The organism is Streptomyces sp. NPDC057002 (assembly GCF_042673825.1).
GTDB lineage: Bacteria > Actinomycetota > Actinomycetes > Streptomycetales > Streptomycetaceae > Streptomyces.
The window spans coordinates 573809-599445 of record NZ_JBHURZ010000005.1; the positions used below are offsets into that span (position 1 = coordinate 573809).

24 protein-coding genes, 1 tRNA gene and 2 pseudogenes are annotated in these 25637 nt (G+C 64.2%); 11 read left to right on the forward strand and 16 right to left on the reverse strand.

Annotation, left to right across the window (positions count from 1 at the left end; translation table 11 throughout):
* Positions 1-323 precede the first annotated feature (323 nt).
* Positions 324-2543 carry a caspase family protein gene (locus ACFT32_RS26745; RefSeq protein ID WP_382494002.1) on the forward strand — a complete coding sequence of 740 codons (2220 nt, stop codon included), beginning with the start codon at positions 324-326 and terminating at the stop codon, positions 2541-2543.
* 178 nt (positions 2544-2721) lie between these two features.
* Here ACFT32_RS26745 and ACFT32_RS26750 read toward each other — a convergent pair whose 3' ends face one another.
* Complete coding sequence (locus ACFT32_RS26750; RefSeq protein WP_382494004.1) at positions 2722-3411, reverse strand: DUF6338 family protein; 690 nt, start codon at positions 3409-3411, stop codon at positions 2722-2724.
* Between the two features lie 1054 nt (positions 3412-4465).
* Here ACFT32_RS26750 and ACFT32_RS26755 point away from each other — a divergent pair.
* A complete protein-coding gene (locus tag ACFT32_RS26755) occupies positions 4466-6544 on the forward strand; it encodes an AIPR family protein (protein WP_382494006.1) in 2079 nt (692 codons plus the stop codon).
* A 101-nt stretch (positions 6545-6645) separates the two neighbouring features.
* Here ACFT32_RS26755 and ACFT32_RS26760 read toward each other — a convergent pair whose 3' ends face one another.
* The 9 genes from ACFT32_RS26760 to ACFT32_RS26800 all read right to left on the reverse strand — a co-directional run bounded on the left by ACFT32_RS26760 (position 6646) and on the right by ACFT32_RS26800 (position 17388).
* Positions 6646-7362: a hypothetical protein gene (locus tag ACFT32_RS26760; protein ID WP_382494008.1), complete on the reverse strand. Its 717-nt coding sequence runs from the start codon at positions 7360-7362 to the stop codon at positions 6646-6648.
* On the reverse strand, positions 7331-9688 hold the full coding sequence (locus ACFT32_RS26765; RefSeq protein ID WP_382494011.1) for a type I restriction endonuclease subunit R: 2358 nt from the start codon (positions 9686-9688) through the stop codon (positions 7331-7333). The genes ACFT32_RS26760 and ACFT32_RS26765 overlap by 32 nt, the downstream gene beginning before the upstream one ends.
* A 63-nt stretch (positions 9689-9751) precedes the next feature.
* Positions 9752-10924: a restriction endonuclease subunit S gene (locus tag ACFT32_RS26770; protein WP_382494013.1), complete on the reverse strand. Its 1173-nt coding sequence runs from the start codon at positions 10922-10924 to the stop codon at positions 9752-9754.
* Positions 10917-12488: an N-6 DNA methylase gene (locus tag ACFT32_RS26775; RefSeq protein WP_382494015.1), complete on the reverse strand. Its 1572-nt coding sequence runs from the start codon at positions 12486-12488 to the stop codon at positions 10917-10919. Before ACFT32_RS26775 ends, ACFT32_RS26770 begins: the two co-directional genes overlap by 8 nt.
* 692 nt (positions 12489-13180) lie before the next feature.
* On the reverse strand, positions 13181-13789 hold the full coding sequence (locus ACFT32_RS26780; protein WP_382494018.1) for a hypothetical protein: 609 nt from the start codon (positions 13787-13789) through the stop codon (positions 13181-13183).
* Positions 13790-15323: 1534 nt separating this feature from the next.
* Positions 15324-15626: a hypothetical protein gene (locus tag ACFT32_RS26785; RefSeq protein ID WP_382494021.1), complete on the reverse strand. Its 303-nt coding sequence runs from the start codon at positions 15624-15626 to the stop codon at positions 15324-15326.
* Positions 15623-16354, reverse strand: a complete 732-nt coding sequence (locus tag ACFT32_RS26790) for a GntR family transcriptional regulator (RefSeq protein ID WP_382494024.1) — start codon at positions 16352-16354, stop codon at positions 15623-15625. The genes ACFT32_RS26785 and ACFT32_RS26790 overlap by 4 nt, the downstream gene beginning before the upstream one ends.
* 7 nt (positions 16355-16361) lie before the next feature.
* A complete protein-coding gene (locus tag ACFT32_RS26795; RefSeq protein ID WP_382494026.1) occupies positions 16362-16586 on the reverse strand; it encodes a hypothetical protein in 225 nt (74 codons plus the stop codon).
* A 523-nt stretch (positions 16587-17109) separates the two neighbouring features.
* Complete coding sequence (locus ACFT32_RS26800) at positions 17110-17388, reverse strand: hypothetical protein (RefSeq protein ID WP_382494662.1); 279 nt, start codon at positions 17386-17388, stop codon at positions 17110-17112.
* A 78-nt stretch (positions 17389-17466) separates the two neighbouring features.
* On the opposite strand from ACFT32_RS26800, the gene ACFT32_RS26805 reads away from it, so the two are divergent.
* The 3 genes from ACFT32_RS26805 (at position 17467) to ACFT32_RS26815 (ending at position 18658) form a co-directional block, all read left to right on the forward strand.
* Positions 17467-18222: a GntR family transcriptional regulator gene (locus ACFT32_RS26805; protein WP_382494028.1), complete on the forward strand. Its 756-nt coding sequence runs from the start codon at positions 17467-17469 to the stop codon at positions 18220-18222.
* Between the two features lie 104 nt (positions 18223-18326).
* Positions 18327-18515 carry a hypothetical protein gene (locus ACFT32_RS26810; protein ID WP_382494030.1) on the forward strand — a complete coding sequence of 63 codons (189 nt, stop codon included), beginning with the start codon at positions 18327-18329 and terminating at the stop codon, positions 18513-18515.
* 70 nt (positions 18516-18585) lie between these two features.
* Positions 18586-18658: transfer RNA gene (locus ACFT32_RS26815), tRNA-Arg, on the forward strand.
* A 263-nt stretch (positions 18659-18921) separates the two neighbouring features.
* On the opposite strand, the gene ACFT32_RS26820 is transcribed toward ACFT32_RS26815, so the two are convergent.
* Positions 18922-19716 carry a hypothetical protein gene (locus tag ACFT32_RS26820; RefSeq protein WP_382494033.1) on the reverse strand — a complete coding sequence of 265 codons (795 nt, stop codon included), beginning with the start codon at positions 19714-19716 and terminating at the stop codon, positions 18922-18924.
* Between the two features lie 2 nt (positions 19717-19718).
* On the opposite strand from ACFT32_RS26820, the pseudogene ACFT32_RS26825 reads away from it, so the two are divergent.
* Positions 19719-20091: pseudogene (locus ACFT32_RS26825) on the forward strand (hypothetical protein); the annotation flags it as partial.
* Positions 20090-20257, forward strand: a pseudogene (locus ACFT32_RS26830) (VOC family protein); the annotation flags it as partial. The pseudogenes ACFT32_RS26825 and ACFT32_RS26830, both read left to right, overlap by 2 nt.
* A 43-nt stretch (positions 20258-20300) precedes the next feature.
* On the opposite strand, the gene ACFT32_RS26835 reads toward ACFT32_RS26830, so the two are convergent.
* Positions 20301-20885 (reverse strand): hypothetical protein, encoded by a 585-nt coding sequence (locus ACFT32_RS26835; RefSeq protein ID WP_382494036.1) that lies wholly within the window; start codon positions 20883-20885, stop codon positions 20301-20303.
* Positions 20886-21304: 419 nt separating this feature from the next.
* Between ACFT32_RS26835 and ACFT32_RS26840 the strand changes: the two genes are divergently transcribed.
* From ACFT32_RS26840 to ACFT32_RS26850, 3 genes are read left to right on the forward strand one after another with little or no spacing between them, the layout of a single operon-like run.
* Positions 21305-21448: a hypothetical protein gene (locus tag ACFT32_RS26840; RefSeq protein WP_382494038.1), complete on the forward strand. Its 144-nt coding sequence runs from the start codon at positions 21305-21307 to the stop codon at positions 21446-21448.
* Positions 21445-22164: an FtsX-like permease family protein gene (locus ACFT32_RS26845; RefSeq protein WP_382494041.1), complete on the forward strand. Its 720-nt coding sequence runs from the start codon at positions 21445-21447 to the stop codon at positions 22162-22164. The genes ACFT32_RS26840 and ACFT32_RS26845 overlap by 4 nt, the downstream gene beginning before the upstream one ends.
* 41 nt (positions 22165-22205) lie before the next feature.
* On the forward strand, positions 22206-23165 hold the full coding sequence (locus ACFT32_RS26850; RefSeq protein WP_382494664.1) for a D-2-hydroxyacid dehydrogenase family protein: 960 nt from the start codon (positions 22206-22208) through the stop codon (positions 23163-23165).
* A 160-nt stretch (positions 23166-23325) separates the two neighbouring features.
* Here the strand turns inward: ACFT32_RS26850 and ACFT32_RS26855 are convergent, their stop codons facing one another.
* The 4 genes from ACFT32_RS26855 to ACFT32_RS26870 all read right to left on the reverse strand — a co-directional run bounded on the left by ACFT32_RS26855 (position 23326) and on the right by ACFT32_RS26870 (position 24841).
* A complete protein-coding gene (locus ACFT32_RS26855) occupies positions 23326-23604 on the reverse strand; it encodes a hypothetical protein (protein WP_382494044.1) in 279 nt (92 codons plus the stop codon).
* Between the two features lie 164 nt (positions 23605-23768).
* On the reverse strand, positions 23769-24038 hold the full coding sequence (locus ACFT32_RS26860) for a hypothetical protein (protein ID WP_382494047.1): 270 nt from the start codon (positions 24036-24038) through the stop codon (positions 23769-23771).
* A gap of 171 nt (positions 24039-24209) precedes the next feature.
* Positions 24210-24488, reverse strand: a complete 279-nt coding sequence (locus ACFT32_RS26865; RefSeq protein WP_382494049.1) for a hypothetical protein — start codon at positions 24486-24488, stop codon at positions 24210-24212.
* Between the two features lie 74 nt (positions 24489-24562).
* On the reverse strand, positions 24563-24841 hold the full coding sequence (locus ACFT32_RS26870; protein WP_382494050.1) for a hypothetical protein: 279 nt from the start codon (positions 24839-24841) through the stop codon (positions 24563-24565).
* A 446-nt stretch (positions 24842-25287) separates the two neighbouring features.
* On the opposite strand from ACFT32_RS26870, the gene ACFT32_RS26875 reads away from it, so the two are divergent.
* Positions 25288-25581 carry a chaplin family protein gene (locus tag ACFT32_RS26875; protein ID WP_382494053.1) on the forward strand — a complete coding sequence of 98 codons (294 nt, stop codon included), beginning with the start codon at positions 25288-25290 and terminating at the stop codon, positions 25579-25581.
* The last annotated feature ends 56 nt before the right edge of the window (positions 25582-25637 follow it).

Sequence of the window (25637 nt, forward strand, 5' to 3'; positions counted from 1 at the left end):
GCCCGGCCCCCGGCCGGGCCTGCGCTCCTGCCTTCGTCCCGCTCCAGCCCGGCCGGCGTCCGTGCCGCTCACAACAGGCAATCACCCTGGCCGCATCGCTGCAGCCCCTGCTGGGCCCAGTCCCGCGTGGGGGAAGACGCAGGGGCAACAGAATTGCCGAACCGCTCGCCCCAACCCCTGCATATGTCTTGGCAACCTGCTACATCAACGGTTCGGCAGGACCACTTTCGCTCGCAAGATCCTAATGCGCCACATACCCAAGCAGCCTTAACATGGGATAAAGACCTCGGCGAGCGATCTCGCACAGCGCCGAGGGAGGAAAGATGAACAAGGCAATCATAGTTGGAATTGACGCGTACCCCGAGAACCCGCTTTACGGCTGCGTAAACGACGCGCAAGATGTGGCATCCTGCCTGTCTCTCGAACAGTACGATTTCGACAATAAGACGCTCTACAACGGACAGGCAGCGCGCAGCAACCTCTTGCAGCCTCTTTCCGAGGCGGCTTATGGAGACGAGGGAGGCGAGACGCTCCTCTTCTATTTTGCTGGCCATGGCGAAGTTCTCGGACAGGCTGGTCATTTGGTCACATACGACGCCCAGAACTTTGATCCCGGTATATCACTTAGCCATCTCGCCCAAATCATGGAGTCCGCAAGCAGAAAGTTCTCCCACGTAGTCGCTATCTTGGATTGCTGCTATTCAGGGTCAGCCTTTAGTTGGACGAACAGCAGGCCTCTCCAACCAGGGGACATAGAGCGAGAAGTGCCGGCAGTCAACGAAAGTCGATGCATCTTGGCTGCATGCAGACCCGAGGAACCATCAATAGAAATCGAAGGACATGGAGTATTCACAAGCGCCTTGACTGATGCCCTCTTGGGTGCAGCGGTAAATTGGGATGGCGATATAACGCTACTCGGAATCTATGAGTACATCGCGGGCGCCATCAATCCAGAATTGCAGAGACCCGTATTTAAGGGAGACATCGCCGGAACAGTGGTCATCGGAAGAGGGTTCCCTCCCAGGGAAGGTCCTCCGATTGACAAGAGTGAACTGACGAAGACCCTTTCCAAAGCTCACCAACTAGTGGATCAGTACCACTACCTGGCACTCTCTGAACTCACTGAGCGGAATGTGCGACTTGAGGAGGGGGCCAAAAAATGCGCTTACTCTTTGGAATCCATAGTTAGTTGGTTCAACGAAACCGAACGAGCACTACCGGACCTGCGAAGGAATCGAGACTGGGGACCCCTGACTGCGCGAGTGCGAGAGTACCAGAAGAATCTAGCTGATATTAGCCCGGAAGAAAACACACGCTTCGGTCGCGTGGTGAAACATCTTGGGCACGGCGGCTATGGTCATGTATGGGAGATTGAAGGCCAGAATGGCGAATCCTATGCTTTCAAGGTATTTCACGGCAATGAGCTAGATGACGAAGTGAAGGTGCAGCGCTTCACCAACGGCTACAACAATATGCGTAAATTGCAGCACCCCCACATTGTTCGCGTTCACGAAATGACACAAGCACCGTTTGGCTTCCTGATGGATGCCATACCGGGCGACAACTTGCGCAAGGCGTTCATCGACAAGAGCGATCCTGAATCCGTAATACGACTGATCATTGACATTTGCGAAACAGTGCAGCACGCCCATGCCCAGCAGGTTAAACATCGCGATATCAAACCGGAAAACATAATTGGAGAGTATCAGGAAGATGTTCGACTAGTACCTCACCTGACTGATTTCGACTTGGCCTACCATGAGACCAACAGGACAGTCACAGGAAACATCGGTGTTGGGGGTGTAATAAATTACGCAGCCCCTGAGCAACTCTACGAACCAAACGCAAAAACTGCTCGAATCGAAACGGTAGATGTTTTTAGTCTGGCACAGTTGATGTTCTTCATTGCGACTGGAGAAGATCCAAGCGGGGAAGATTTCTCAAAGAATACTCAGAGTCTTACCCGCGAACTCCATAGTTGGATCGACGATAGAGCCGCGGAGGCACTTATAACTCTTTATGTATCGGCTACATCAAAAGACCCTGCCACCCGCCCTCAGCGAGTCATCGAATTCGTTGACGTCCTCAGGCAGGCAGAGTCCGTGATACAAATGGCAAGCGGCACAGACAAAATCGACGAGGAGGACTTCTGTCGCCGCATTGGGCAACTATACGCAAACATAGGCGAGTACCATGCCACCGAAGCAACATGCCGAATGAGTAGCCGATCAGGGCAGGTGGAAGTTCTGGTAACGAAGTTGGGTGTAAAGACCTCTGGGGTAACATCTTTGGAAATTGAATGCTCGGTCAGCCATGCCCTTCCTGTGCCATCTCTAAAAACAGGGCGCTCGGCGCGACAGTCCATCAATACCCGGTTGGATAAGAGCATTGGAAACCTTTCCGGCGTTAGTCGCCATTCAGGCAGCAAGGGGGCTTATCAGGTATTTCTTGTTATGCGTGATGTGCCATTTGATGTAACCGGGATTAATCGCGTCACCCAAGTAATATCCAAGGCAGTTGATGCTATTGAGCAGTGGGGATGAGGACGTTAATAGTGGTCGAAGATTGAGCTCCATCCGGCTCGCAAGGAGACCAGAATGCCATCCGCCGATAACCCCAGTGATCGAAACCCTAAACAACCGGGTGACCAGCTACCAAGCCCGGCTAAGAAGAGCAACGTAAAGCCCAGTCACAGAGGAGGGCAGCGTCTGAGGCCCGGTGTTACGCCGCCGAAGTCGCCTGTCGTTCCTCCTCCCCCTCCCCCTCCCCCTCCTCCCCCAGGTCAGGATCAAGATAGCTAACAAACATCGCCATCATTTTCCGAGCCGAGAGACAAACAGCGCCAGTTGGGTATTCAACCGCGTCGGTGCTTCCAGCTGGACGGTATTGGAGCGGCCCCACCAAGACGATGTCTCGATCTGGGGAATCGTCCGAACTCTTGTTGTATGACGCCAGACGGCCCTGAATGAACGAGCCATCCTCAAGCACACATCCAACATATCGATCTGAATCCTTGTGGAATCTTTCAAAGATCAACCACCATGCTGACATGATTGACTCATGAGGCACGCTTGGTGCTCGCCAAGCTACGAAGGAAGCCAGCAGCGTGGCCAGCACAAGGAGTGAAATTGCCCAGAGGATGAGCGAAGCATAGTGATCCTGCGCATAGTCGGCGCCTTCACGAATAAGTCGTCCAACATCTGGCGTCTTTTCCGGCCATGAAGCTCGCGCGATTGCAAAAATGCCAAGAACGAATAGTTCGCTAATGACGCTAGCGAAGACGACCGAGCCAGTCTCTCTAAAAGTCGACAGTCTACGCTCGGCGCTCCTCCGTTCCCGGATCGTCGCGTAGGCGAGTCCGGGCAGCAGCAGCACGATGAATAGCAGGAGTCCCGAAAGAGTAGTGGGCACAGGGAATGCCTCCTCCATATTTGGCTCGCCTCACAGGGTACTGGCGTCCAAGCAGGACTACGGGCTACAAACGGCTTGTAACGAAAGCAGTCGCCCCTTCGGGTGCAATCAATAGTGGTAACCAAGCCTTCGTCCAATTTTCAGTTTTACGGATTCCTTCTGAGGCTCGCCGCTTCTCCAGTTGCCACGTTCAGCCCCGGTTCTGCGTCATAGGTGATTCTGACCTGCTAGGCACACCTGATGCTGCGACCGCCTTGCAGTAGGTCATCGGGGTACCTCTAGAGCAACAGGCAACAGTGCGCACAAGCCTGCGCGCTTGATCACTGGAGCGCTGCCCAGTTCGCTCGCCCAGGGCATTAGGCCAACAGGCAGCAAGTGAGCGCTCATCAACCACACAAGCCGTTAGCGTGGCTGAAGCCGGTGGGGGTGCGGCGAGGCACACGCGTGCGTGATCGGTCGGCGCACCCTCCGTCGTGTCTGACTTTCGTCGGCTGAGGTTCGTGCCACAACCGTGCCAGATGCAGGGGTCAGTCAGGGTCAACGACGGTACCTGGCGGTCGAATTGCTCACCCCTTCACCGGGTATCGAAGCGGCAAGTCACCGGCCCGCCATCTCCACCGCTCTCCTAAAGCGGGTTTACCAGGCGTGGAGTTCGGCCCAGTTGGTGTGGGTCGTGGTGCCGTCCTCACCGACCGCCCCGGCAGGCGGGGGAAGGGACCACCTCGAGGACGCGGTTGGACCGGCGGCGCGGTGCGCTCGGGCCCCCGTTGGAGCTCGTTCGAGCCAGGCGGTGAAGGTGCCATGTCATCATCGGATGATGCTGACCGAGGAGGACGCGCGCCGGCTGGTGCTTACCGAGATCAACGACGTCTAACGAAGTCAGCGCTGTTACCCTCAGCGGGAATCCGCTGCTCTCAGTCCCATGCTGACTACGCAGTGCGGCGAAGCGCTTGACGTGCAGGCTCTCAGGCAAGCACCCTGAATCGCTGATGACGCGTGGGCGTACCCCCTCGCCACCGTCCCAGCACGGCCGCCAGCCGCCGACAGGAGCACAGTGACCGCTCTGCACGCCCAGCAGCTCGAACACGCCCTCGATGAGCAGTTCACTGGGGTCATCGCCGTTGACGATCTATCTCAGTTTGGGAAGCAAACCCGGCGGAACTCATTTCTCTCCCGTTCCCTGGCTGCCCTTGCGATCCGAGAGTTCACCGGCTATCCGCTGGAGCGCTGTGCTGAGCTCGTCATCGACTCGTTCGGCGACCAGGGCATCGACGCCGTGGCGGTCGATCTCACCTCTGAAGAGCCCCAGGTCTGGGTGGTGCAGGCGAAGTGGAGTAGCGACGGAACAGCCACCTTCTCCAAGAGCGCTGCCCTCGACCTGAAGAACGGTCTGGAACTACTGATCTCACGGGATTACCAGTGTTTCAACGCTAAGTTGACGCCACACATCCCCGATTTGGAACGGGCACTCAGCAATCCGCGGGTACAGATCACCCTGCTGCCGGCCTGGGCGGGGACCCAGCCGATGGGGGCCGAAGCCAAGGAGGTGCTCGACCGGTTCTGCACGGAGTACGAGGACTCCGTGCGCCTGCGCGCCCTTCGGCTGCCGGACTTCATCCGCATCCTGCGCTCCGGAATCGCCGAACCCCAGATCAATCTGAAGGCCTCGGCCTCGGCCGTCGATGTCAGTCAGATCAAGGAGCCCATCCTGGCATACCACGGCACGATCGGAGGCGCGGAGGTCGCCCGCTGGTACGAGGACAACCACCACCGGCTCTTCCAGCGAAACATCCGCAATCCTCTCGGCGTCACCGCGGTCAATCGCACCCTTGTGGAAACCCTTCGTAGAAAGCCCGAGCACTTCTGGTACTTCAACAACGGGATCACGGTTCTGTGCGACAAAGTGATCACGGGCCCTCGAGGAGACCTGGAAATGGAGGGAGCAAGCATTGTCAACGGTGCCCAGACGGTCGCCTCAGTCCACGAGGCCCACCAGCAAACCCCGGGTGTCGTTACACGTGCACGGATCGGCGTCCGCATCATCTCCTTGACGGAGTGCCCAGAGGGCTTCGACCACGACGTCACCCGAAAGACCAACACCCAGAATAGGGTAGAGCCCCAGGACTTCATCGCCCTGGAAAAGGTACAGCAACAACTCCGCGACGACTTCCTACTTCGTTTGCGGAAGACCTACGTCCTACGCCGTGGCGAGGAGCCACCACAGTCCAAGGACGACGGTTGCACCCTCAGGGAGGCCGCAACCGCGCTCGCTTGCGCTCACGCCTCGCCAGAACTGTCCTTCCAAGCCAACGTGGACATCGACCTTCTTTGGGATTCGAAACAGCACCACCGACTATTTCCGCTGCACCGTACCGACGCGGTGAAGACCTGGCGCACCATCCTCGTGCTTCGGGAGGTCGAGCAGCAGATCGACGAACAACGCCCGCATTGGGAGGGGCGCGCCGGCACACTCGCCGATCTTGGGCGACTGCTCATCGCTCACGTGACCTTCCAGCGCTTGCCTAAAGGCTGGCAGGAGATTCCAGAGTCCGATTGGCCAACGGTACCGGCGCGCGTCGCCCCACTCGTTGACGCCTCCGTAGCCACCTTGATCCACTGGATCGACACAGGGTACGGACCCAAGAGCCAGGTGAGCAGCATCTTCCGCAATGCAGAGCGATATTCTGACGTCGCTGGTTCAGCGCTGGCGACCCTACAGGGCGATAACCAGCCTCCGCCCCTCTCGACGGAGTACCGCGCGTCCGAGCGCGAAGGGCACGCACGGAAAGCCAAAGCAGTCACCGTCATCTTCGAGAACAACGCGCTGGAGGAAGGAACGCTCCTGGAGTTCCGCCCAGTCCCCGGCCGCGAACAGCGACAACTCACCCCCTGGCTCACGGCGGATCCGCGCCGGGCGCGTGCAACTTGGACCCGGAATCGCCGTAACTGCCTGGTGTGGGCGGTGGACGGTATCGCCTATTCACCGACCGGCCTGGCCCAGAAGATGCTCGTGGAGGCCGGTCACCAGAGCAAACCGCTTCAGGGCACGCGGCGGTGGTTCGTTCCGCAGCGCGGCTCCCTAGTAGACATCGCCGACCGGTTGCGCCAGGAAGCAGAAGAAGAGGATGAATGAGCTTGTTGCCTAACCTCGCAGGACACGAGGCCAGCTGAGGGTGTCCGAACTGGCAGCCAAGACGACGAAGGTCCAGGCCGCTCAGGGCCGTCTCGTATTCGTCAGTCGACGAGGTAGTGGGCTTCGATGTAGGCGACGGTGGAGTCGTACGGCTCCCCCACCGGCTTCAACATGTACCGGCGGAAGACCGCGGCGGTGGCGCGGCGGGCGCCTCGGTTACGGGCGTCGGCGTTGTCCCATGACTGGGCGAGGGTGTGAGTGACCACTTGGTCGATCTCCTCGGCCAAGTTCCTCTCCGTGACAGTGAGCCCGGACGGTGCGTGGTCGTGGATGATCCGGGACAGGACGCCCACGTGGTCGTCGTCCAGCACGACGATGGCTTCGGCGGGGTGTTTCCCGGCGTCTACGATGGCGCGGGCGACCCGGAGCGCTTCGGACAGGAACTCCAGGGCGTCCTGGGCGTTCTGGATGATCCGCTCCCGCAGCTGCTTTATCCGCTCGGCGAGGGCGGTGTACTTCGCGGAGCCCGGTTCGACGTCCTTGTCGAGGGCGGCCTTGATGTGGTCCAGGATCTCCGCCGCGGACGGCGGCGTCTTGTCCTGGGGGTCGTCCTTGCCGGGCTTGGGGCGGACGAGGGCCAGCAGCTCCTTGAGGATGGCGATGCCTTGGGCGTCCAGGACGAGGGCTTCCTCCTGGGAGGCGACCACGGAGAAGGAGTGGACGTGGGCGTTGATGATCTCCAGGACCATCGGCCCCAGCTCGTTGAGCCGTTCCTTGCGCTCCTCGTCAGAGGACTTCTTGAACAGTGTCGTGTACACGGACCCGAACAGAGCGAAGCCGTCGCGGAACTTGGTGACCCGCTTGTCGGTGCTGATGAGCGAAAACAGGCGGGCCAGGAGCCGGTAGTCCCTGGTGAACACCTCGGCGGCGCCGGGGTGGGCGTCCAGGAAGGTGTTGATGGCGCGCACGGACTCGTAGCCGTGGACCGTGAGGTCTAGGCCGTCCACGTGCACGAGGAGGTCTTCGATGCGGGCGAAGACGGTGCGGAACTCCGCGACCAGCTCGGACACGTCGGTGACGAACCCGCCCCCCCCTGCCGCCGGCCTTCTCCACAGTGGGGTCGGTGACGGCCCGCTGGACCTCTTCGGCCAGGCCGATGTAGTCCACGACCACGCCCTGCGTCTTCATGAACCCGGTCGGGGAGATCCAGGTGCGGTTCGGACGGGTGATCGCCTGGAACAGAGTGTGGGCCTTCAGCGGCTTGTCCAGGTAGAGGACGCCCTCGTTGGGGGCGTCGAACCCGGTCATCAGCTTCGCGGTCACCACCAGAAAGCACAGCGGGTCGTCCGGGGTGAGGAACCGCCGCTTCTGCTCCTCCTCCTGAACTTCCGAGAGCTGGAACTTCCGCAGGGCAGGGTCTTCGTCCTTGGAGTCCGAGACGGAGATGTTCACCTCGGCGGTGATCCGGCCGTGCCTGCCGACCTCGGCGAGCACCTCGGAGGCCTCGAACCTGGCCAGCAGCTCGTTGATCTTGTCCGTGTACGCCACGGCCAGCTCACGGTTGAAGGTGACGACCTGGGCCTTGAGGCCGTTGCGGTAGGCGCCAGCCAGGTAGTGGTCCACGATGTCCTGGCAGACCGTATGTATGCGGTCGGGGTTGGAGAACACCGAGGTCAGGCGCCCGAACTTGCGGGACAGGGCCTCACGGTCGGGGTCATCGAGGTCGAAGGCGTCGGCGAACTGGTCGAACTCGGCCTGCAGTTCCCGGTCGTTCATCTCGAAGGAGACCGGGTGCGGGTCCAGCATCACCGGGACGGTCGCCTCGTCCAGCAGGGACCGGGACACCGAGTACCGGTGCAGCACCCTGCCCGGGTCACTCTCGTCGCCGAAGAGGGCGAAGGTGTCGGTGGCCAGGTTGCGCACGGGGGTGCCGGTCATACCGAAGAACCTCGCGTGCGGCAACGCCGCGCGCATCTGCCCGGCCAGGGACTTCGACCGGGCGGACTGGGTGCGGTGCGCCTCGTCGACCAGCACGATGATGTTGTCCCGCAGAGACAGGTTCTTGCCGGCGTCGGCGAACTTGTGGACGGTCGTGGAGATGACGCCGCGCACGTCGTCGGCCAGCAGGGCGCGCAGCTCGGCGCTGGTGGCGGGCTGGTGGAAGTAGGCGTCCCCCATCGCGGAGGTGAACACCCCGGAGGTCTGCCGGACCAGCTGGGTGCGGTCGGAGAGCAGGATGATTGTGGGCGAGTCTGTGCGGGTGTCGGCCAGCAGCAGCGAGGCGGCGAACACCATCAGCAGCGTCTTCCCCGAGCCCTGGTGGTGCCAGATCAGGCCCTTCGACCCGGCCGCGAGCACCCGCTGGTGGATCAGGAGCGCGGCCTCCATCTGCGGATAGCGGGGCAGGTACTTCTTGTCCACCCCGCCCCCGGCAGTGCCGAACAGGACGAAGTTCGCGAGCATGTCCAAGACCGTGGCCGGGTTCAGCAGCAGCTCGACGGAGCGCTGCACGTCGGCCTGCCCGGACAGGTTCTCGTCATCCGCGGTGGAGCGGAACGGCTGCCACAGGTTCGTAGGCGCGCTGGCGGCACCGAACCGTAGTCTCAGCCCGTCGGAGGCGACGGCGAAGACATTGGGGGTGAAGAACCACGGGTACTCGGTGGCGTACACGTCATTGATCTCGCGGGCGGCATCGGCGCATCCGGGCTTCGCTGTCGGCGACTTCACCTCCACCACAACCAGGGGCAGGCCGTTGACCCAGTACACCAGGTCGAACCGGCGGGAAGTCTTGCCAGGGACGCTGATGGTCACCTCGTCCGACACCACCAGCGTGTTGGCGGCCGGGTGCTCCAAGTCGATGACTTTCAGGGCGTGCCACACGCCCTCGGCATCCCGGAACTCCTTGCGCCCGCGCAGCAGGCGCAGCACCTGCTCGTTGGCCCGCACCAGCCCGCCCTCGACGGCGTTGACCGTGGCGACGATCTCTTCCACCACCGTGTCCACGTCGAACCCACCGATCACGTCCGGGTTGAGCCGGACGAGGGCATCCCGCAGTTGGCCGGCAAGCACCGTCTGTGTCGTCTCACGCGGCAGCGACCTGCCCGCGGTGTAGCCCCAGCCCATTGGCAGGGACCACCGGATCATCAGGTTTTGGAACTCACGCTCCCGAATGCCCCTTGCCACGATTCAGACCCCCCGCTCAGCCGACTAAATCTCGATGGTGCGATCCAGCAGTCCCGACAGCAGCCGTGCTCGGACTTTACGAAGACGGGCGGCCTCCGCGCGGATCGCCTCCAACGCAGACGTCGTTGCGTCAAGTTCCACAGCCATCTCGCGTTGGCGGGCGAGCGACGGTAGACGCACGGCCATGCCCTTTGCCCGCTTGGCACTGATGTGCTTGATGTTGGTGCCACCCGCGACGTCAAGGAAAGCTTTGGACTCGTAGGCCCACATGCACCAGTGGAAGACGAATTCAGGAATGCAAATCCCTTCCAGCGCCCGAAGACGGAGCAGGGTCATCTGGGTGCAGACGGGCCCTGGCAGCTCGTCTCGCCACATGGCGGGCATCCCAACCGCGTTCGCGCTTGCGCTCCCCTCGGACACCACGACGTCGCCGTACTGGAGGCCAAATTTTTTTCGCTCCGCCGGGTCGTAGTTCATCTCGAGCACGTCGGACAGGTCGAGCATTCCGTAGCCGACGTTCGCGGAACGGAGGTAGGGCGTCATGTATGGGCCGGTCGCCCGGTCAGGTGTCCGGCGCACGCCGGTAGAAAAATCGAAGGCGTGCTCGGCCCTCACGGCTTCAACCGAGTCGTCGGTGATGAGGTCAGCTCGTCGGCGACGCAAAACCGCTGCCAGCGCCTCTGCCTCTGGGTCGAGTGCGGTGATCTGGTCGTCTACCGATCCGATGACCTCGATGATCCGCCGCTGGATAGGAAGCGGCGGCACGGGAACCATCCACGCCTCGAAGTCAGCCTCCTTCCAACGAGCACGCCCCTCGGAGCCTGCACGCACGGCACTGATCTGCCGCAGAACTTCTGCCCGCTGGAAGTTGAGGAGCAGGAAACGGGCATCCATTTCCTCTTCGTTCACTTCATAGAGGGGGAATTCGTTCGTCGCCAGCGCGCCATCAAGCTCAGCGGAGACGACAGCGAATGCACCCTTCTGAGTGTCGATCCGGTTGAATGTGAAGTCTCCCTCCCGCGCTCGATAGAGAGACTTGGCCTTCACCGTCTCAGTCGTTACGACACCCCTGCCATAGGCGCCTTTTCCGTACCACCGCACACCCATAGTGCGGTATTCGGCTCCCGATTCCAGGCGAACGGCCTCCCGCCGCTGGCGGACAATATTCCCCGCAGGAAAGTTCTGCCATTCACTCATCGAAGCCCTCGATTCCAGCAGCGGTGAGGACGGCGAGCATGCGCTGCTCGGTCTTCTGGCGCTCGGCTCGGGCGAGGTTGTACGCCTCGATGAGGGTGCCGAGGTCTTCGGCCTCAGCTGCGGCCTGCTTGATGTAGCGGCCGAGGTTGAGGTCGTACCCGTTCGCCGCGATCTCCGTGGTGGGGACGAATCGTGCCGTGAGTCCGCCTTCTACATCGGGGTACACCGGGTTGCCGACGGCGTCGAATTTCGAGTGGTAGGCGGTCACGATGTCGGCGATGTCGGCGTCGGTGAGGATGTTGCGGTTCTTGGCCTTGGCGAACCGCTTGGAGGCATCGATGAACAGCACCCCCTCCTGCCGTTCCGAGGTCTTGGTACCAGGAGCACGGAACACCAAGATCGCCGTGGGGATGCTGGTGCTGTAGAAGAGGTTGGCCGGCAAGCCGATGACGGCTTCGAGCAGGTTATCGTCCAGGACGCGCCGACGGATGGATGCTTCCTGGCCGCCGCGGAAGAGAACGCCGTGGGGCAGAACGACGCCAGCACGCCCCTTCTTCGGGTCCATCGACGCGATCATGTGCTGGACGAACGCCCAGTCCGCCGACGACTGCGGTGCAACGCCGCCGAGGGCGCGCGGGTCGTTGGTCCAGGGCTTCCACTTCAGGCTGTAGGGCGGGTTGGCGAGGATCACGTCGAAGGTCGCAACGGATCCGTCCGGTTTCTTGAAGCGCGGGTCCTTCAGGGTGTCGCCGACCTCAACCTGGAACCGGGTGAGGTTGTGCATGAACAGGTTCATGCGGGCCACACCGGCGGTGTCCGGTACGGCTTCCTGCCCGTACAGCTTGAGCGTGTAGCCCCGGCCGCCGTGGGCCTTCAGGAGGTTCGCGGAGGCGATGAGCATGCCACCCGACCCGCAGGTCGGGTCGTACACCGACTCGTGCCCCTTGGGGTCGAGGAGCTCGACGAGCAGCTCGACGACCTCGCGCGGGGTGAAGAACTGGCCGGCACGGGTGCCGGACCCGTCGGAGAACCGCTTCAGCAGGTACTCGTACGCCCCACCGAGCACGTCGTGGGACATGTTGCCCTCGTGCATCTTCGGAGTGCGGTCCATCGCCTGCATGACCGCCGCCAGCACCTCCCCCGACAGTACCTCTTCGGAGGTCCAGGTCATGGACCCGAACAGGCGGGAGAACTTGTCGGGGTTGGCCGTCTCGATGGCCTGCAGAGAGGCGCGGACCCGCTGGCCGAGGCCGGGCTGGGTGATGGTGGCCAGGATGGACGACCAGGAGGCGCGACGCTCGGCGACGATGCCGGGGTAGATGCACGGAATCTCGAACGACTGGTAGTCGCGGTACTCGATTTCGCGGGCTTCCTCCGCGGAGAGGCTGTCCAGGTCGTTCTCCTCCAGGAACTCCTGGTGGTGGTGCTCCCAGGTGTCCGACAGGTACTTCCAGAACATCAGCGGGAAGACGACCGAGGAGTACTGCGCTTCGGGCATCGCCACGCGCAGCTCGTCGGCGGAGTCCCACAGCCGGTTCTCGATCTCCTGCTGAGTCACTGCCATCAGTCGGGGATGTCCTTGCTCGTCAAAGGGCGGCGGCCCGAAGGCCGTGGTGTCCGGTTGGTCACCCTATTCCGAGCGTGCCCGGCACGTACACGTCGGGCGTGTCTTGCCGATTGCCTGCGCGAGTGACTCGCCAACGATGTCCCTCCCCAAGACTATTGAAATATGGCAAACAGCCCAACCAGACGACGCGGCCAGCGGTGTCAGACTCTCCATTTGTTGATCTTCTTCCCGCTTCAGCAGCAGACTGCCCGCCTGAGCCGTGCTGCCGAACCTCTCGGCCAGGCACGTGCCGTGGTGGCCGTCCTGTCTGGGATCCTGCATAACCTCGGCTTCGAACCCCGCCATGAACCAAAACAGCATGTTCGCCCGGCACCCTGGGCCTGGAGTACTGGGCCAGGAGGCCCTCAGCTTGCAAGGGGCCTTAGGACAGACGCGGTTCCGACAGGCGTCGTGGACCATCCGTGGACAGCCCTCGCTCAGTCGGTCGCGAACGTGGCTTTGACCTGCAACATCTAGCGAGGCAGAACCGGCCTCCGGAGCCGTATGCGCAGGTCGGGCACTCGCCGAGCAGAGACCAAGACCACGTTCTGACCAGGGCGGATGTCGACAGCAAAGGGCGGGAGTCAGTCTCACTGGGATCCCGCCTTTCTCGCTGTCCCTCACGGTGCGCGACGTGAGGAGCGTGTGGATCAGGCCGCAGCGTCTTTGATGACCGTCCGAGCGTGGCGATAGAACCGCTCTCGGCTGTCGTCCAGTCCGTCAGCGTCGGGCAGCGCGATGCCGTTGACGAGGGCCTCGGACGTCTGAGTAGCCCAGAGCCCGTGGACGTGGAAGACGTTGTTGGCCCTCTGCCGCAGGTCAAAGTCCGGCATGACCTCGATCACGGGCAAGCCCTCGTCATGGTGCTTGCGTACTAGCGCCGCGCATTCGCCGTAGAGCTCGGCTGCATCGACGTTGAGCGCCTCAGCTGCTGCCCGGGATTTCTCGCGGAAGTCGTGGAGCATCTTCGATATGGCTGTCGCTGTAGCGATCACCTGCTCCCTCACCCGCTGCTCCTCGGCAAGCTTTGAGTCGTGGCGACGCTGGGACTCTTCTTGCCTCTCAGCATGGTCCTGTCGTGCCTTTTCCGTTCGACCTGTGAAGTAGTGAGCGGTCCACGCGGTCAGAGCAGAGCTGAACAGGACAGCAGCAGCAGATATCAGTGCCGTAACCCACTGACTGTCTTGCACTACCGTGGTCGTCACACCACCAGCCTTTGTCGTGGTGGTCTTTGTGGCGCAACTGGCCAGCAGCGTCATGAGGATGAAGGGCGCAACGCGCCTTCCAAATCTTCGCATGAGGGGTGACTGTAGCGCCCTTGTCATGGCTTTAAAGACCTACGCCGGGCCTGATGAGACGTGGGTTCATCAGGCCGCCATCAAGCTCAGCGAGGGGGAGCTTCACCGCTTGGCCCACTGGTTGGACGAGGCGGAGCGGAACCCGACACTTTCCGCTGGTACGCCGGCGAGCCCACCGACGTGTCATCCGAATCCCACCAGTTCGCGATCGAGTTCATCCACGCGCTGATGCACAAGGATTTCCCCCAACCCGCCAGGGCCGCGGTGAGCAGCGTGCCGGATAGTGCCGGAACCACGGGAATCAGCGGTCACTCAGTAAGCACGTTCACCCGTCGTAGTGCCGCTCCGCAGCAGGTCAGCAAGCCTATCGAGCGCGTGGGCCCCAAGCTTCCCAAGCTGAGGGCTCAGGCACCGTCAGCACGTGCCGGCCGTTGTGTGACCTGGACAGCGGCACACTGGTCGGCGGGTTGACCGACGCCGGAAGGGCTAGCAGGGAGCGCAGTCGGCTTCAGCCTTGGAGCCACCCCGGGAGTACGACTGAACATTTTGAACCCCGTATTTGGTCATCCTCTTGTACGCGGATACCTCGTGCTCGCGAGGGGGTTGGCGTTTCTGACCCTCGGCTACGGGGTCAGGCGACGGTTCGAAGTCCTCAGTTTCCTCAGTGACATCCTGTCCCTTGGCGAGACTGATGAACACGCCGGACCCGCCCTCGTGGCTGACTGTCGGCGGTTGAGGTTCGTGCCACAACGTTGCCAGATGCAGGGCCAGGCACGGTAAACACCGGTGCCTCATGGTCGAGTACCCACCCGCTTCCTCACCCGGTGAAGCCGCAGCTCAACCCGCAGATCACCCAGCCTCTCTCTCCTAAAGCGGTGGTCACAGGGCGAAGTCGCCGCCAGCAGTCTGTAAGGACCGTGGGCAGCCGCAGCACCCGGAGTCCGGTGTATCGGATGCGTCGATCTCCCTAGCGCAGCCAAGGGTGGATGTGCTGAGTTTCGCCGAACCGGATCGTTGAGAAGACAACTTGCGGTACGTCTGCCTTATCAAACGATGGAGCCCGGGTCAGACGGAGGATGAGCATGCGAGGAAGAGAGCTTCCGTATACCAGTGCGTTCGGCCAGCGTGATGCAATGGAGTACATGCAAGAGTGTTACGCGGACGAAGGTGTCGACCGGTCCGGGGAGCCAGCGGTACTGGTGCGCGCCAGCGCTGCCGGTAGCCGGGAGGTCTTCCACGGTAACGAGCGCTGCGGCCTCATGGTCGGCAACGGACGACACCTAGCTCAGGCCAGTTGGATGCTTCTGGGCGATGCACGGGACGTGAGGTATCGACCGTGTGAGCGCTGCGGATCTCCCACCACGAAGACCTAACCAGCCGTTCCCATGCCTTCGTGCAGCCCAATGAAGAGGGAAGCCCGGGTGGATGACCGGACTTCCCTCTCATTGACGTGTACGGAAGGCTGCTTTCAGCAGACGCGGTTTGCTGCCGCGGTCTAGGAACGGTGAGGTTCGCTCACGGCCAGTAGGTGACCGCGGCTGGTTGCAACGCGGAGCACGTCCCGCAGAGCTCCGGTCAGTTCTTTCACCAACCGTCGCAGGTCTTCCGGGCCCGCCTCCTGGTCGACAAGGGCGCCTGAGGTCTCCTCCAGCAGCTGGGCTGCCGTGCCCAGTTGCACCGCTTCGATGTTGTCCGCCAGGCGGGACATGTAGCCGCCGCTGGCTTCGGTGCTCAGGTAGCAGGGCTTGCCCTCCGGTCCCGACCACGGGAGGAGTCGCAGTTCGTTCGGTGCCGTCATTCTTGCTTCTGCCTCTCGTCGGTCACGTGGTGGGTGGTGAAGACGGCGTCGACGCGGTCCCCCGGGAACACCAAAAGCGCGGCCTCGACAACTCGCCCGGTCGTGTCGGTCGCGATGCGTGTGATGGCGACGACTGGCGCGGCGGAGCCGATCCGCAAGGCCGATGCTTCGTCCGGTGACGGTGGGCGGGCAGATACCGTTTCGCGGACAACCGCCGGCGGCGAGCTCAGAACGGCAAAGCGCGTGACCGTCTCCCGCCACGAGGATTCGTCGTCCAGCATTCCGGCCGGTGCCAGATCGCGAGGGATGTAGATGCGGGCCAACCCATGCGGTGACTCTCCCTCATGACTGGTGCAGAGGAACTCGGCGAGAGGGCTGCCCGTCGGCACTGACAGCAAGGTCGCCAGGTGCCCTTGTGCCGGAACCGTGTTGGTGCGAACGGTGACACGCAGGGCCGTTTCAGCGGCGGTCCACGGGTCGAGCGTCCCCCATCCTCCGACGTAGAGGATCTTGCGCGGCGCATGACGAGCGAAGTTCCCCCTGCCGTGGATCTTCTCGACGAGGCCTTCTCCCTGAAGCACTGCGAGGGCTCTCCGCAGCGTCACCGTGCTGACCTTGTACCGATCGGCCAGGCCGGCCTCAGACGGAAGACGCTCACCGGGCTTGATGCCGCCGGTCGTGATCTGGTGCCGCAGATCCTCGGCAATTTCATGATGTCGTGAAGGCACGGACCGATCACCGCCTTCTCTGCATACGGACGGCGGCGAGCCGGGTGCGCGCGTGTATGGTCAGCAGCTCGCCGGACTCGAAGAGGAGTCGCTTGCCGCCTTGGGGTAGCTGGATGAGGTCGCTCACCCGGCATGCTGTGCCGCCGAGTTGGATGACGTCGCCACGCTGCACGGTCGTCGCGGTGACCTCGACGTTGGATGCCAGCGCACCGCCGGGTGCCCAGCCGCTCACCGCTCCACCTCCGCTGGTGTGGAGTAGTGGGGCGCCGAGTGACACGGACAGGCGCACGTCTCGACGACAACCGGCAGGTCGATCGGTGCGGAGACCGGGGAGGACTCCGCACAAGCAAGATGCGAGCCGATGCGGCAGTCGGTCGACCGGTAGGGAACGGCCGAAGCCTCGGTGATGCTGGGCTGTTGGCGAGGAGTCATCAGCTGACTCCCGTGAGGGACGACCAGGCCTCAGCCGGCAGGTGTGAAGCGACTGCCACCTCGCGCGGCCGTACTCGCACCTCCCAAGCCAGCACGTACGGGCGGACAAGCGCGTTCTCCTCCCCCACGAGCGGGTGACGGTGGCTCGCGGCGTCGGGAGACCGGCCCAGGGGGACCGTCGACGCGTCAGCGGACGCAGGGAGAACGGGGGCCGCCAGCGGCCGGGACGGCCGTAAGGGGCGGCGGTGCCTGCCCTTGGGGAAGTACCGCGCTCTGGTGAGCGAGGCGGCACGGCGGATACGGTTGAGCATGCTGCTCAGCTCCTATCGCTGATGGCTCGGTCCCCCGACATCGCCCGTCGTGGGGACCGCTTTGCTTACGACCGCCCAGAGGGTGCGGTCGTTCAGGCTGGTGGCGAGGAGCCCGAACCGATCGGCCTCGGCCACCACTTCCAGGACCTCCCGCCATAAGTCGTTGGAGAGCGACTCCGGCACCTCCGCTTGGACCGACGCGTACCGGTCGTGCTCCTCCATGCGCGCGGGAAGTCCGAGGTCGGATAGCCGGGCAGCGATGGCCGCCGCGCTAACTCCCGAAGCGGGCACAGGGCAGCCTCCGTCACCGGCGATCACTTTCAGTGAAGCTAGTTAACTAGATTAGAGCTAGTGGACTAGATTTTCCATATGTCTGAGCAGCCGCCCTACCTCCGTATCGCCGACGAACTCCGGCGGCGGATCGCGGAACACGTATGGGAGCCCGGGGACCGCCTGCCGTCCCGCACCCAGATCGGCGAGGAGTGCGGGGTGGGCGAGAACGTGGTCCGCCGGGCTCAGGAGCTGTTGATCTCCCAGGGTGTGCTTGAGGGGCGCGCCGGTTCGGGCACGTACGTCGCCGAGCCCCGGCAGCGGGTGCGGGTCGTCCGGTCATCAGCCCGGGAGCAGCCCAGCGGATCACCCTTCCGGGCGGACATGAAGGCCGTGGGCAGGCAAGGGGATTGGGAGAGCCGGACCGAGGCCAAGGTGCCGGCTCCGGCGGACATCTCTGCGCGGCTCGGCCTCGCCGAGGGCGACCTGTGCGTCCGGACCACGTATGAGTTCCTGGCGGACGGCAGGCCCGTGCAGCTCTCGACGAGTTGGGAGCCGTACGACCTGACCGCTGGCACCCTCGTCGTTCTCCCCGAGGGAGGACCGCACGCCGGGGCGGGAGTCGTGAACCGCATGGCCGCGATCGGCGTCACCGTCGGCCACGCCGTGGAACAGCCGGAGCCGAGGCAGGCGACCGCCGAGGAGGCGTCACTTCTTGGTATCCAAAAGGCCGCACTCGTGACGCACATCCGGCGGACGTACTACAGCGACGAGGGGCGGCCCGTCGAGACAGCGGACATCGTGGTGCCCGCCGCTCACTGCGAGATCGTCTACGAGATCCCGATCAACCGCTAGCTCTCCTCACAGGGCGACTGGCGCACCAAGTAGGGTCGCCAGGCATGACCAGTTCTCCTGATCACGTCGAGAGTAGAGAAGACCTGGCAGCCTTCGTTCGTTCCTTGCGTCGCAGTCACGCCGGGGACGGAGGCTCATGGGAGAACGCGGACCTTCCGAGCTTCCTGGACGCTCTGGCCGCCTGGATGGATGACGCGGACGGCTGGTACCGCAACACCGGCCGGGAGTTGCCGCCTGGCGGCGACTGGGCGTTCTTCGCGCAAGCTCTGCAAGCGGCGACGACGTACGAGTAGCCCGAGCCGCGTCGAATGCGTGTCGAAGTCGAGACGATGACGCGCGCTGCACGATAAGAAAAGCAGGTCAGCCAGGGCGTGGCACGCTACCCACCAAGCGCCTTCTAAGCGCTTGGCCGCAGGTTCGAGTCCTGCCGGGGGCGCACACTCCTACCAGCACAAACGCCCCAGAGGGGTCATCTCCTCCAGGGCGCTTCGCGTCTCTGACGCGGCGCTGACGGCAACGACCGCGTCACTCGACGGCCAGCAGGCCTCCTAGCTTGTCCAGGGCAGCCCGGTCGTAGGTTCAATCCCGCCACCCCGACAGTGAGGTACCAGGTCAGGGTCTGATCCACTGGGTGGAGCAGACCCTGACGGGTTTGTGGGGCTGGTGAGTGCGTTCTCGGCTTACGATCTCGCCCGCCGCCTATCGCCCCTCGAAGAAGCCGGAATTCAGGTCCCCGATGACGGCGTCGAGTGGACGCCCACTCACGATGAACGGTCCACCCCATGGCGCGCTGAGTGCGAAGAGCAACGCCAGGCTCAGTCCGACCACACTCGCAACGCCTACGATGAGCAGCGACGTTCGCAGGCTGCTGCGGAAGACCAGGGCGCCGGAGTTCACGATCAAGGCCAGTCCGCTGACCACAAGCGTGACGACGTAAAGCGACGGAACATCACGCGAGGCGGCCGCGACGCGGGCGCGACGACTACTGGTGACACCGTCCAGGGAAGACAGCAACTCCGTCCCTGCCGCACTCCCCACCTTGGGCCGGGCCGCCTCGGCGCGAACACTCCGCTCCATCCGTGCGATCGCGCGAGCGGTGCCCGGGTCATCACCGGACGCCGCTGCTGTGCCCCTCCACTCCCTGGCACGCGTGGTCTGTAGGTAGTCCAGAAGTGCCGCATGGATCGGCTCCGACTGGACTCGCGGACTTGTCGCCGCCCATGCCAGGCGGGAGGCCGCGGCCGCCTCGTCGCTCACCAACCCCTCGGCTGCACGCAGGTAGCCGGCCTCGCTGGCCAGTGAGAGTGCCGCAAAGATCGCGAAGGCAGCACCGAGTGTCGGCATCAGAGGTGTGGCGATCTGCGGCACCCGATCCCGTTCCCCAACGGGTACGAGCATCCGGACGCCGATGCGCGCCGCAGCCGCGACCAGTAGGGCAAGTAGGAGCCCTCCCACAACCAGCACCGCCGCCGGCAGCGAGGTCAACCAGTTCATAGATCACCTACAGCGTGTTTCCACCAGCGCCCCACGGCGTCGACGCTTCGGCCCCCGCGACCAGGAACTTCTCGTCGATCACTTTCAATGAACGCCCCATGATCACAGGTCGAAGTCCTTTGACGTTCTCGACGCACGGCACTTGGCGCGGGTTGCTGTACAGCGGCGGATTACAGCAACCACCACGACCGCAGCCGATGGACTTCCTGCAGCGCGCCGAAAACGAATTCGATCCCATCCCGTTCGACGTGGGGGGGGGCGGCCCGCATCTACGGCAGAACCTGCGCCGCCGTCGTCTCCGCAGGCCGCAAGCCCCGTCGCCATGTGGCCGAGGTGATGATCGCCGCCGTCGCGGCCGCCGAGGGACTCTCCCTTCCAAGTCACCTTCGACTGCGCGGAACCTGAGCGGCTCGCTCATTTCTGGTGCGAGGTGCTGGGATATGTCATACCGCCGCCACCGGCCGGGTTTGCCACTTGGGACGATCTCAAGCGCTCGCAGCCACCTGAGCAGCGGGATTCCTGGTTCGCCTGCGTCGATCCCCGCACTTGAGGGCACATCGCTCAGGCCCTGACACCGGCCCGGATCAAGCTATGGTCGGCAGCGGCTCGTGGCGGTGCCAGATCAGGTATCGGTCCTCGTGGCGTAACTCCGCGGAACCCCACTCGATGCGCATGACGCCTGCTTCCATGGAACAGGTATAGGCGACGAGGACGAGTCGTACGTCTTCGGGAAGCAGTTCCAGGTCTGGATGTACCTCGGATTCGTCGAGTTCTCCCCAGTCCAGGTCGAACGCCTGTTGTCTGGGAGGCGGGCCGTGGCGGCGGATCAGGTCTGCTCGGAAGCCTGAGGCCCGGCGGAGGCGGGCGGCCGTGACGGGGACGTCCTTCTTCGCGTAGCGGAGGGGGTAGATCAGATGGTCCCGGACGAGCATCATGGTGCGTCCTTGCAGGCGCACGGGTTCTCCGATCCCGGCGATGCCGGCAGCCAGTTCCTCGTACTGCACCGCGTAGAGACCATGTCCGTAGGCTTCGAGCGTCTGCGTGTGGACGCCCTCGTGCCCGGTGCGGGCCCGCTCATGGGCCCTGACGAGGCAAGCCGGGATGATGTCCGCCAGTTCACCGGCGACGTCTCCGAACGTCTCACGTGCCCATGGACTGGCTGAACCCACGACGTACCGCCCTTCCCTGGTGGTCCTGGAGCACAGCACCGAGCAGCATCCGCCTCAACCGTGCGGCGCTCAGGCGAGTCACACAAGGTGGCACCCAGCGCACAACGGGAGCGCATACCACCTGAACAGGGTTCACCGCACGTGCCACTCGCGTGCTACAGCGAGCGGATGCTTCTCCCAAGCGCGCCTCTGCGGCGGGGGCAAGACGCCCTTCCGGACCGTCGCGTAACTCAAATGTGGATAGCCTTTCAGCGGCCCCAAGGAAGAAATCCTCGCCCACTTCGAAAGGCACCCGTGTTACGCATCGCATGGCGGACCCTTCCGGGGCGCAGGGCAAGCCGGGCGGCCGGTTTCGTGCTTCTCGTGCTGGCGCTGATCATGACGATGGGCCGTCCCTCATCGGCGGCAGCCTCATCGTGATGCGGGCCGAAGCGGTGCCCGACCTCCTTGACCTCGGTGTCCGCGCGGGCTCGCTCGCCCACCTCGGTGACTCGTCCTTGGCGCTCGGCGACGGCGCGGCCCGCAGCCTGGGCGTCAGGGGGTGGGCGACCGCGTCCGGGTGAACTGGGACGACGGCGGCCGGGACACCTACCGCGTCGCGGCCGTCTACTCCCGTGACCGGGACTTCGCCGACGCGCTGCTGCCCCGCGTCTCGGCGGCCCGGCACGCGGCCGCCCCGCTGGACGACACGGTTCCCGTACGGACAGCCCCCGGGGCCGATCGGAGCGCTGTCGAGCGAGAGTTGACGGCCCTGGCGGCGGATTTCCCTGGCGCGCGGGTCGGTGACGGAGTGACGGAGAGCCGAGCGGAGTCCGGTGCGGCGGCCAACCTGTTCGTCCTGCTGTTACTGACCATGATCAACGCTTTCACGGCCATCGCCGTCGTCAACACCTTGAGCATGGCGACGGCGGGCCGCCGACGGGAGTTCGCCCTGTGGCGCCTGGCCGGCGCACAGTCCGCGCAGGTCCTGCGCATGCTGGCCTGGGAGGCCGTGCTCACCTGCGTGGTCGCGCTGCTGCTGGCCGCTGTGGTCTGTGCGTCGGTGCTGGTGCCGCTCAGTATCGCGGTCACCGGTTCCGCGGTCCCGGCCCTGGCCGGCGCGCCGTTGGCCGCGCTGTGCTTCGGCGCGGCGGTTGTCGCCGTCGTCACGGTCACGATCGCGGGCCGGCTGGCCATGCGGAGCGCCTCGGCCACGCCAGGGGCCTGGCAAGGGCCCTCTTCTGACATGCCGCGACGTCCCCCACTGAGGGGGCTTCCCCCCTGCCGGTCCCAGGCCTGATCATGGTCTGGAACCGGACCTGGCCGAGGAAGGGGCGCGACGTGCGGCTGCGCTGTGCTGTGCTGGACGACTTTCAGAGGGTGGCGACCGAGGTCGTCGACTGGTCGGCGGTCGCGGGTGAGGTGGAGGTCGTCTCGTTCGACACCCATCTGGACGGCGAGGACGCCCTGGCCACTGCGCTGGCCGGGTTCGACATCGTGGTGACATTGCGCGAGCGCGTGTCGTTCCCCGGGTCGTTGATCGCCCGACTGCCCCGGCTGAAACTGATCGTCGCCTCCGGCATGCGCAACTCGGTGATCGACTACGCAGCCGCCGAGGAGCACGGCGTCACCGTGTGCGGGACGGCCAGTTCCTCCACGCCGCCGGTGGAGCTGACCTGGGCGCTGCTGCTCGGTCTCGCCCGTGGTCTGGTCGAGGAGAGCAACGCCCTGCGTTCCGGCGGCCCCTGGCAGTCCACCGTCGGCGCCGATCTGCACGGCCGCCGGCTCGGACTCCTCGGCCTCGGGAAGATCGGCGGCCGGGTGGCCCGGGTCGGCCTCGCCTTCGGCATGCACGTCAGTGCGTGGAGCCAGAACCTCACCAAGGAGCGCGCCGACGAGGTCGGCGTCGAACTCGCCCCCTCCCGCGAGGACCTCCTCGCGAGCAGCGACTTCGTCTCGGTCCACCTCGCGCTGAGCGACCGCACCCGCGGACTGGTCGGGCCCGCCGAACTCGCGCTCCTCAAGCCGACCGCGTATCTGGTCAATACCTCGCGCGCGGCCATCGTCGACCAGGAGGCCCTCCTCGCCGCCCTGCACGAGGGGCGGATCGCCGGCGCCGGCATCGACGTCTTCGACATCGAGCCCCTGCCCGCCGGCCACCCGATGCGCACCGCCCCCCGCCTCCTCGCCACCCCGCACCTGGGCTACGTCTCCGAGGCCAACTACACGACGTACTACGGCCAGGCGGTGGAGGACATCCGCGCGTTCCTCGCGGGCGAGCCCGTACGACGCCTGCCCTGAGGCCGTAGGACACGGGACAGGGACACGGGAGTCGGGACACGGCAGGAGACACACCAATGGCCGGGACCCGGTATCGGGTCCCGGCCATCCTCCGCTGCGCGGGTGGACTCTCGCGAGGGGCGCCGGCGTGGACAGGGCGGCACCTCGGTCTCGGCGGGAGTCAGGCCCTCTTGCCGGGGACGACGGCACTGCTGGTGCAGGAGACCTGGCTGTGCGACGTCGGGCAGTCCTGCGTCGAGTTGTTGACGACGGTGACCTTGCCGCCCTTGTCGGTGGTGTACGTGTACTGGCTCAGTTCCGCGCAGCGAACCTGGCCGTTGCCGTCGTCGACACACTTGCCGGGGTCGCCGAGGGCGGAGGCCTGGACGGCACCGACACCGATCAGGGCGAAGCTCCCCAGGATTCCCGCCACCGCCGCGATCTTCTTCGAATTGAGCATTTACCTTTTCCTTTGCGGTCGACTCCCCGCCGCTGGGCGAGGAGTCGTTCCTGACGCATATACCGGCCGAGAAGCCAATACCGGCTGAGAAACCAAGAGGCAGGCCCCGCGGCTCGGACACCTGGTTCGAGCCCCGGGGCCTGCCTGCATCACCTGGTCGGTGATTACTTGCCCAGGGAGAAGGCCTGCGAGCAGGTCACAGACTCGCGCTCGCTGTTGTCCTGGTTGGCGAGACCCAGGATGGCGAGGTTGACGTTGACGTCGTCGATGTTGATGAGACCCTCACGCGAGTCGTTCTGCTCGCACGACTGGGCCTGCTTGTTCTCGAGCTTGAACTGCTCGTCGCCGTCCGCAGCGTGACCAACGCCAGCGCCAAGGAAGCTGACGCTGCCGAGCATGGCCACGACGACCGCGGCCTTCTGGTACTTGCGCATTACTTCTCCGATTTCTCGAATTGACACAGACCGTTATGGACTGGTCACCGACAGTTGCCAAGCTTAGGCGGGGCGCGCACCTCTTGCCGGGGCGAAACGCCCAATCACGTAATTTTCTGGATAAAACCTGTTGTACGACCGTGCCGACCGACGGAGCGTCAGCCCCACCCGTCAGCCCCTCTTGACGGGAGCGGTGACGCTGTCGACGCAGCTGACCTGGCCGCGAGTACTGGGACAGGTCTGCGTCGAGTCATTGCGGACGGTGACGTTGCCGCTCTTGTCCCTGAGGACCTGATACTCACTCATCTGCACGCAGTGGACGTTGCCCTTGCTGTCCTGGACACACGTGCCGGGACCACCCTGCGCGGAGGCCTGGACGGCACCGACGCCGATCAGGGCGAAGCTCCCCAGGATTCCCGCCGCCGCCGCGATCTTCTTCGAGTTGAACATCTACCTTTTTCCTTCAGCAGGGCGGCAGGCCCCGGGGCTCGGACGAGCCCCGGGGCCTGCCTGAATCAACCTGATCAGTGGCCGCCACGCAGCGAGAAGGACTGCGAGCAGGTCAGCGACTCGCGCTCGCTGTTGTCCTGGTTGGCCAGGCCGAGCAGAGCGCCAACGTTGACGTTCACGTCGTCGACGTTGACCAGACCCTGGGTGCTGTCGTTCTGCTCGCAGGACTGGGCCTGCTCGTTCTCGAGCTTGAACTTGCCGTCCCCGCCCGCAGCGTGACCAACGCCAGCGCCGAGGAAGCTGACGCTGCCGAGCATGGCCACGACGACCGCGGCCTTCTGGTACTTGCGCATTACTTCTCCGATTTCTCGAGTCGACACAGACCGTTATGGTCCGGTCACTGACAGTCGCTAAGATAAGCCGGGTTTGCGACTTTTGCCACGCGAAACGCCTTGTTGAGTGGGTTTCTTGTGAAAGTGCACGTCACAGCGCTGCGACGGTTCCACCGGGTGGTCCATTCCGGGGCGCGACGCCGAACCAACTCCCCTTCGGGCAGCCGCTGCTCGCGACCCGCGGGGCCCGTTCCGCAGCGTGTGCGGAGCGGTCCCGGCCGGTAAACGGGGAGACGGCCGGGAACTACGCGGCCGGCCGCCGATGAGCACCCGTTTGGCGGAGCCCCTGTTCAAGATGGGTGATCCACAGAAGATTTCTCGTGACCGGTCCGGGGCCGCCGCGTTGAACGGGCAGTGCGGTAGCGCGTACTGCTGCCGCACTTACCTAGTCAGTAAGGGAGAACGTGATGTCTCGCATCGCGAAGGTTGGCGCTGTTGCTCTCGGCACGAGCGCCGTGGTGCTCAGTGGGGCCGGTCTCGCCGCGGCGGACGCCGGCGCCAAGGGCGCGGCCATCGGCTCGCCCGGCGTGCTGTCCGGCAACGTGGTTCAGGTGCCGGTCCACGTTCCGGTCAACGTGTGCGGCAACACCGTCAACATCATCGGCGCGCTCAACCCGGCCGTCGGCAACGAGTGCAAGAACAACGACGGCCACAAGAAGGACGACAAGAAGCACGGCAAGAAGAGCGGCCACCGCCACTGACGTTCGCTTGACCCGAGAGCCCCGGCCCCCCGAATGCCGGGGCTCTCCCCATGTGT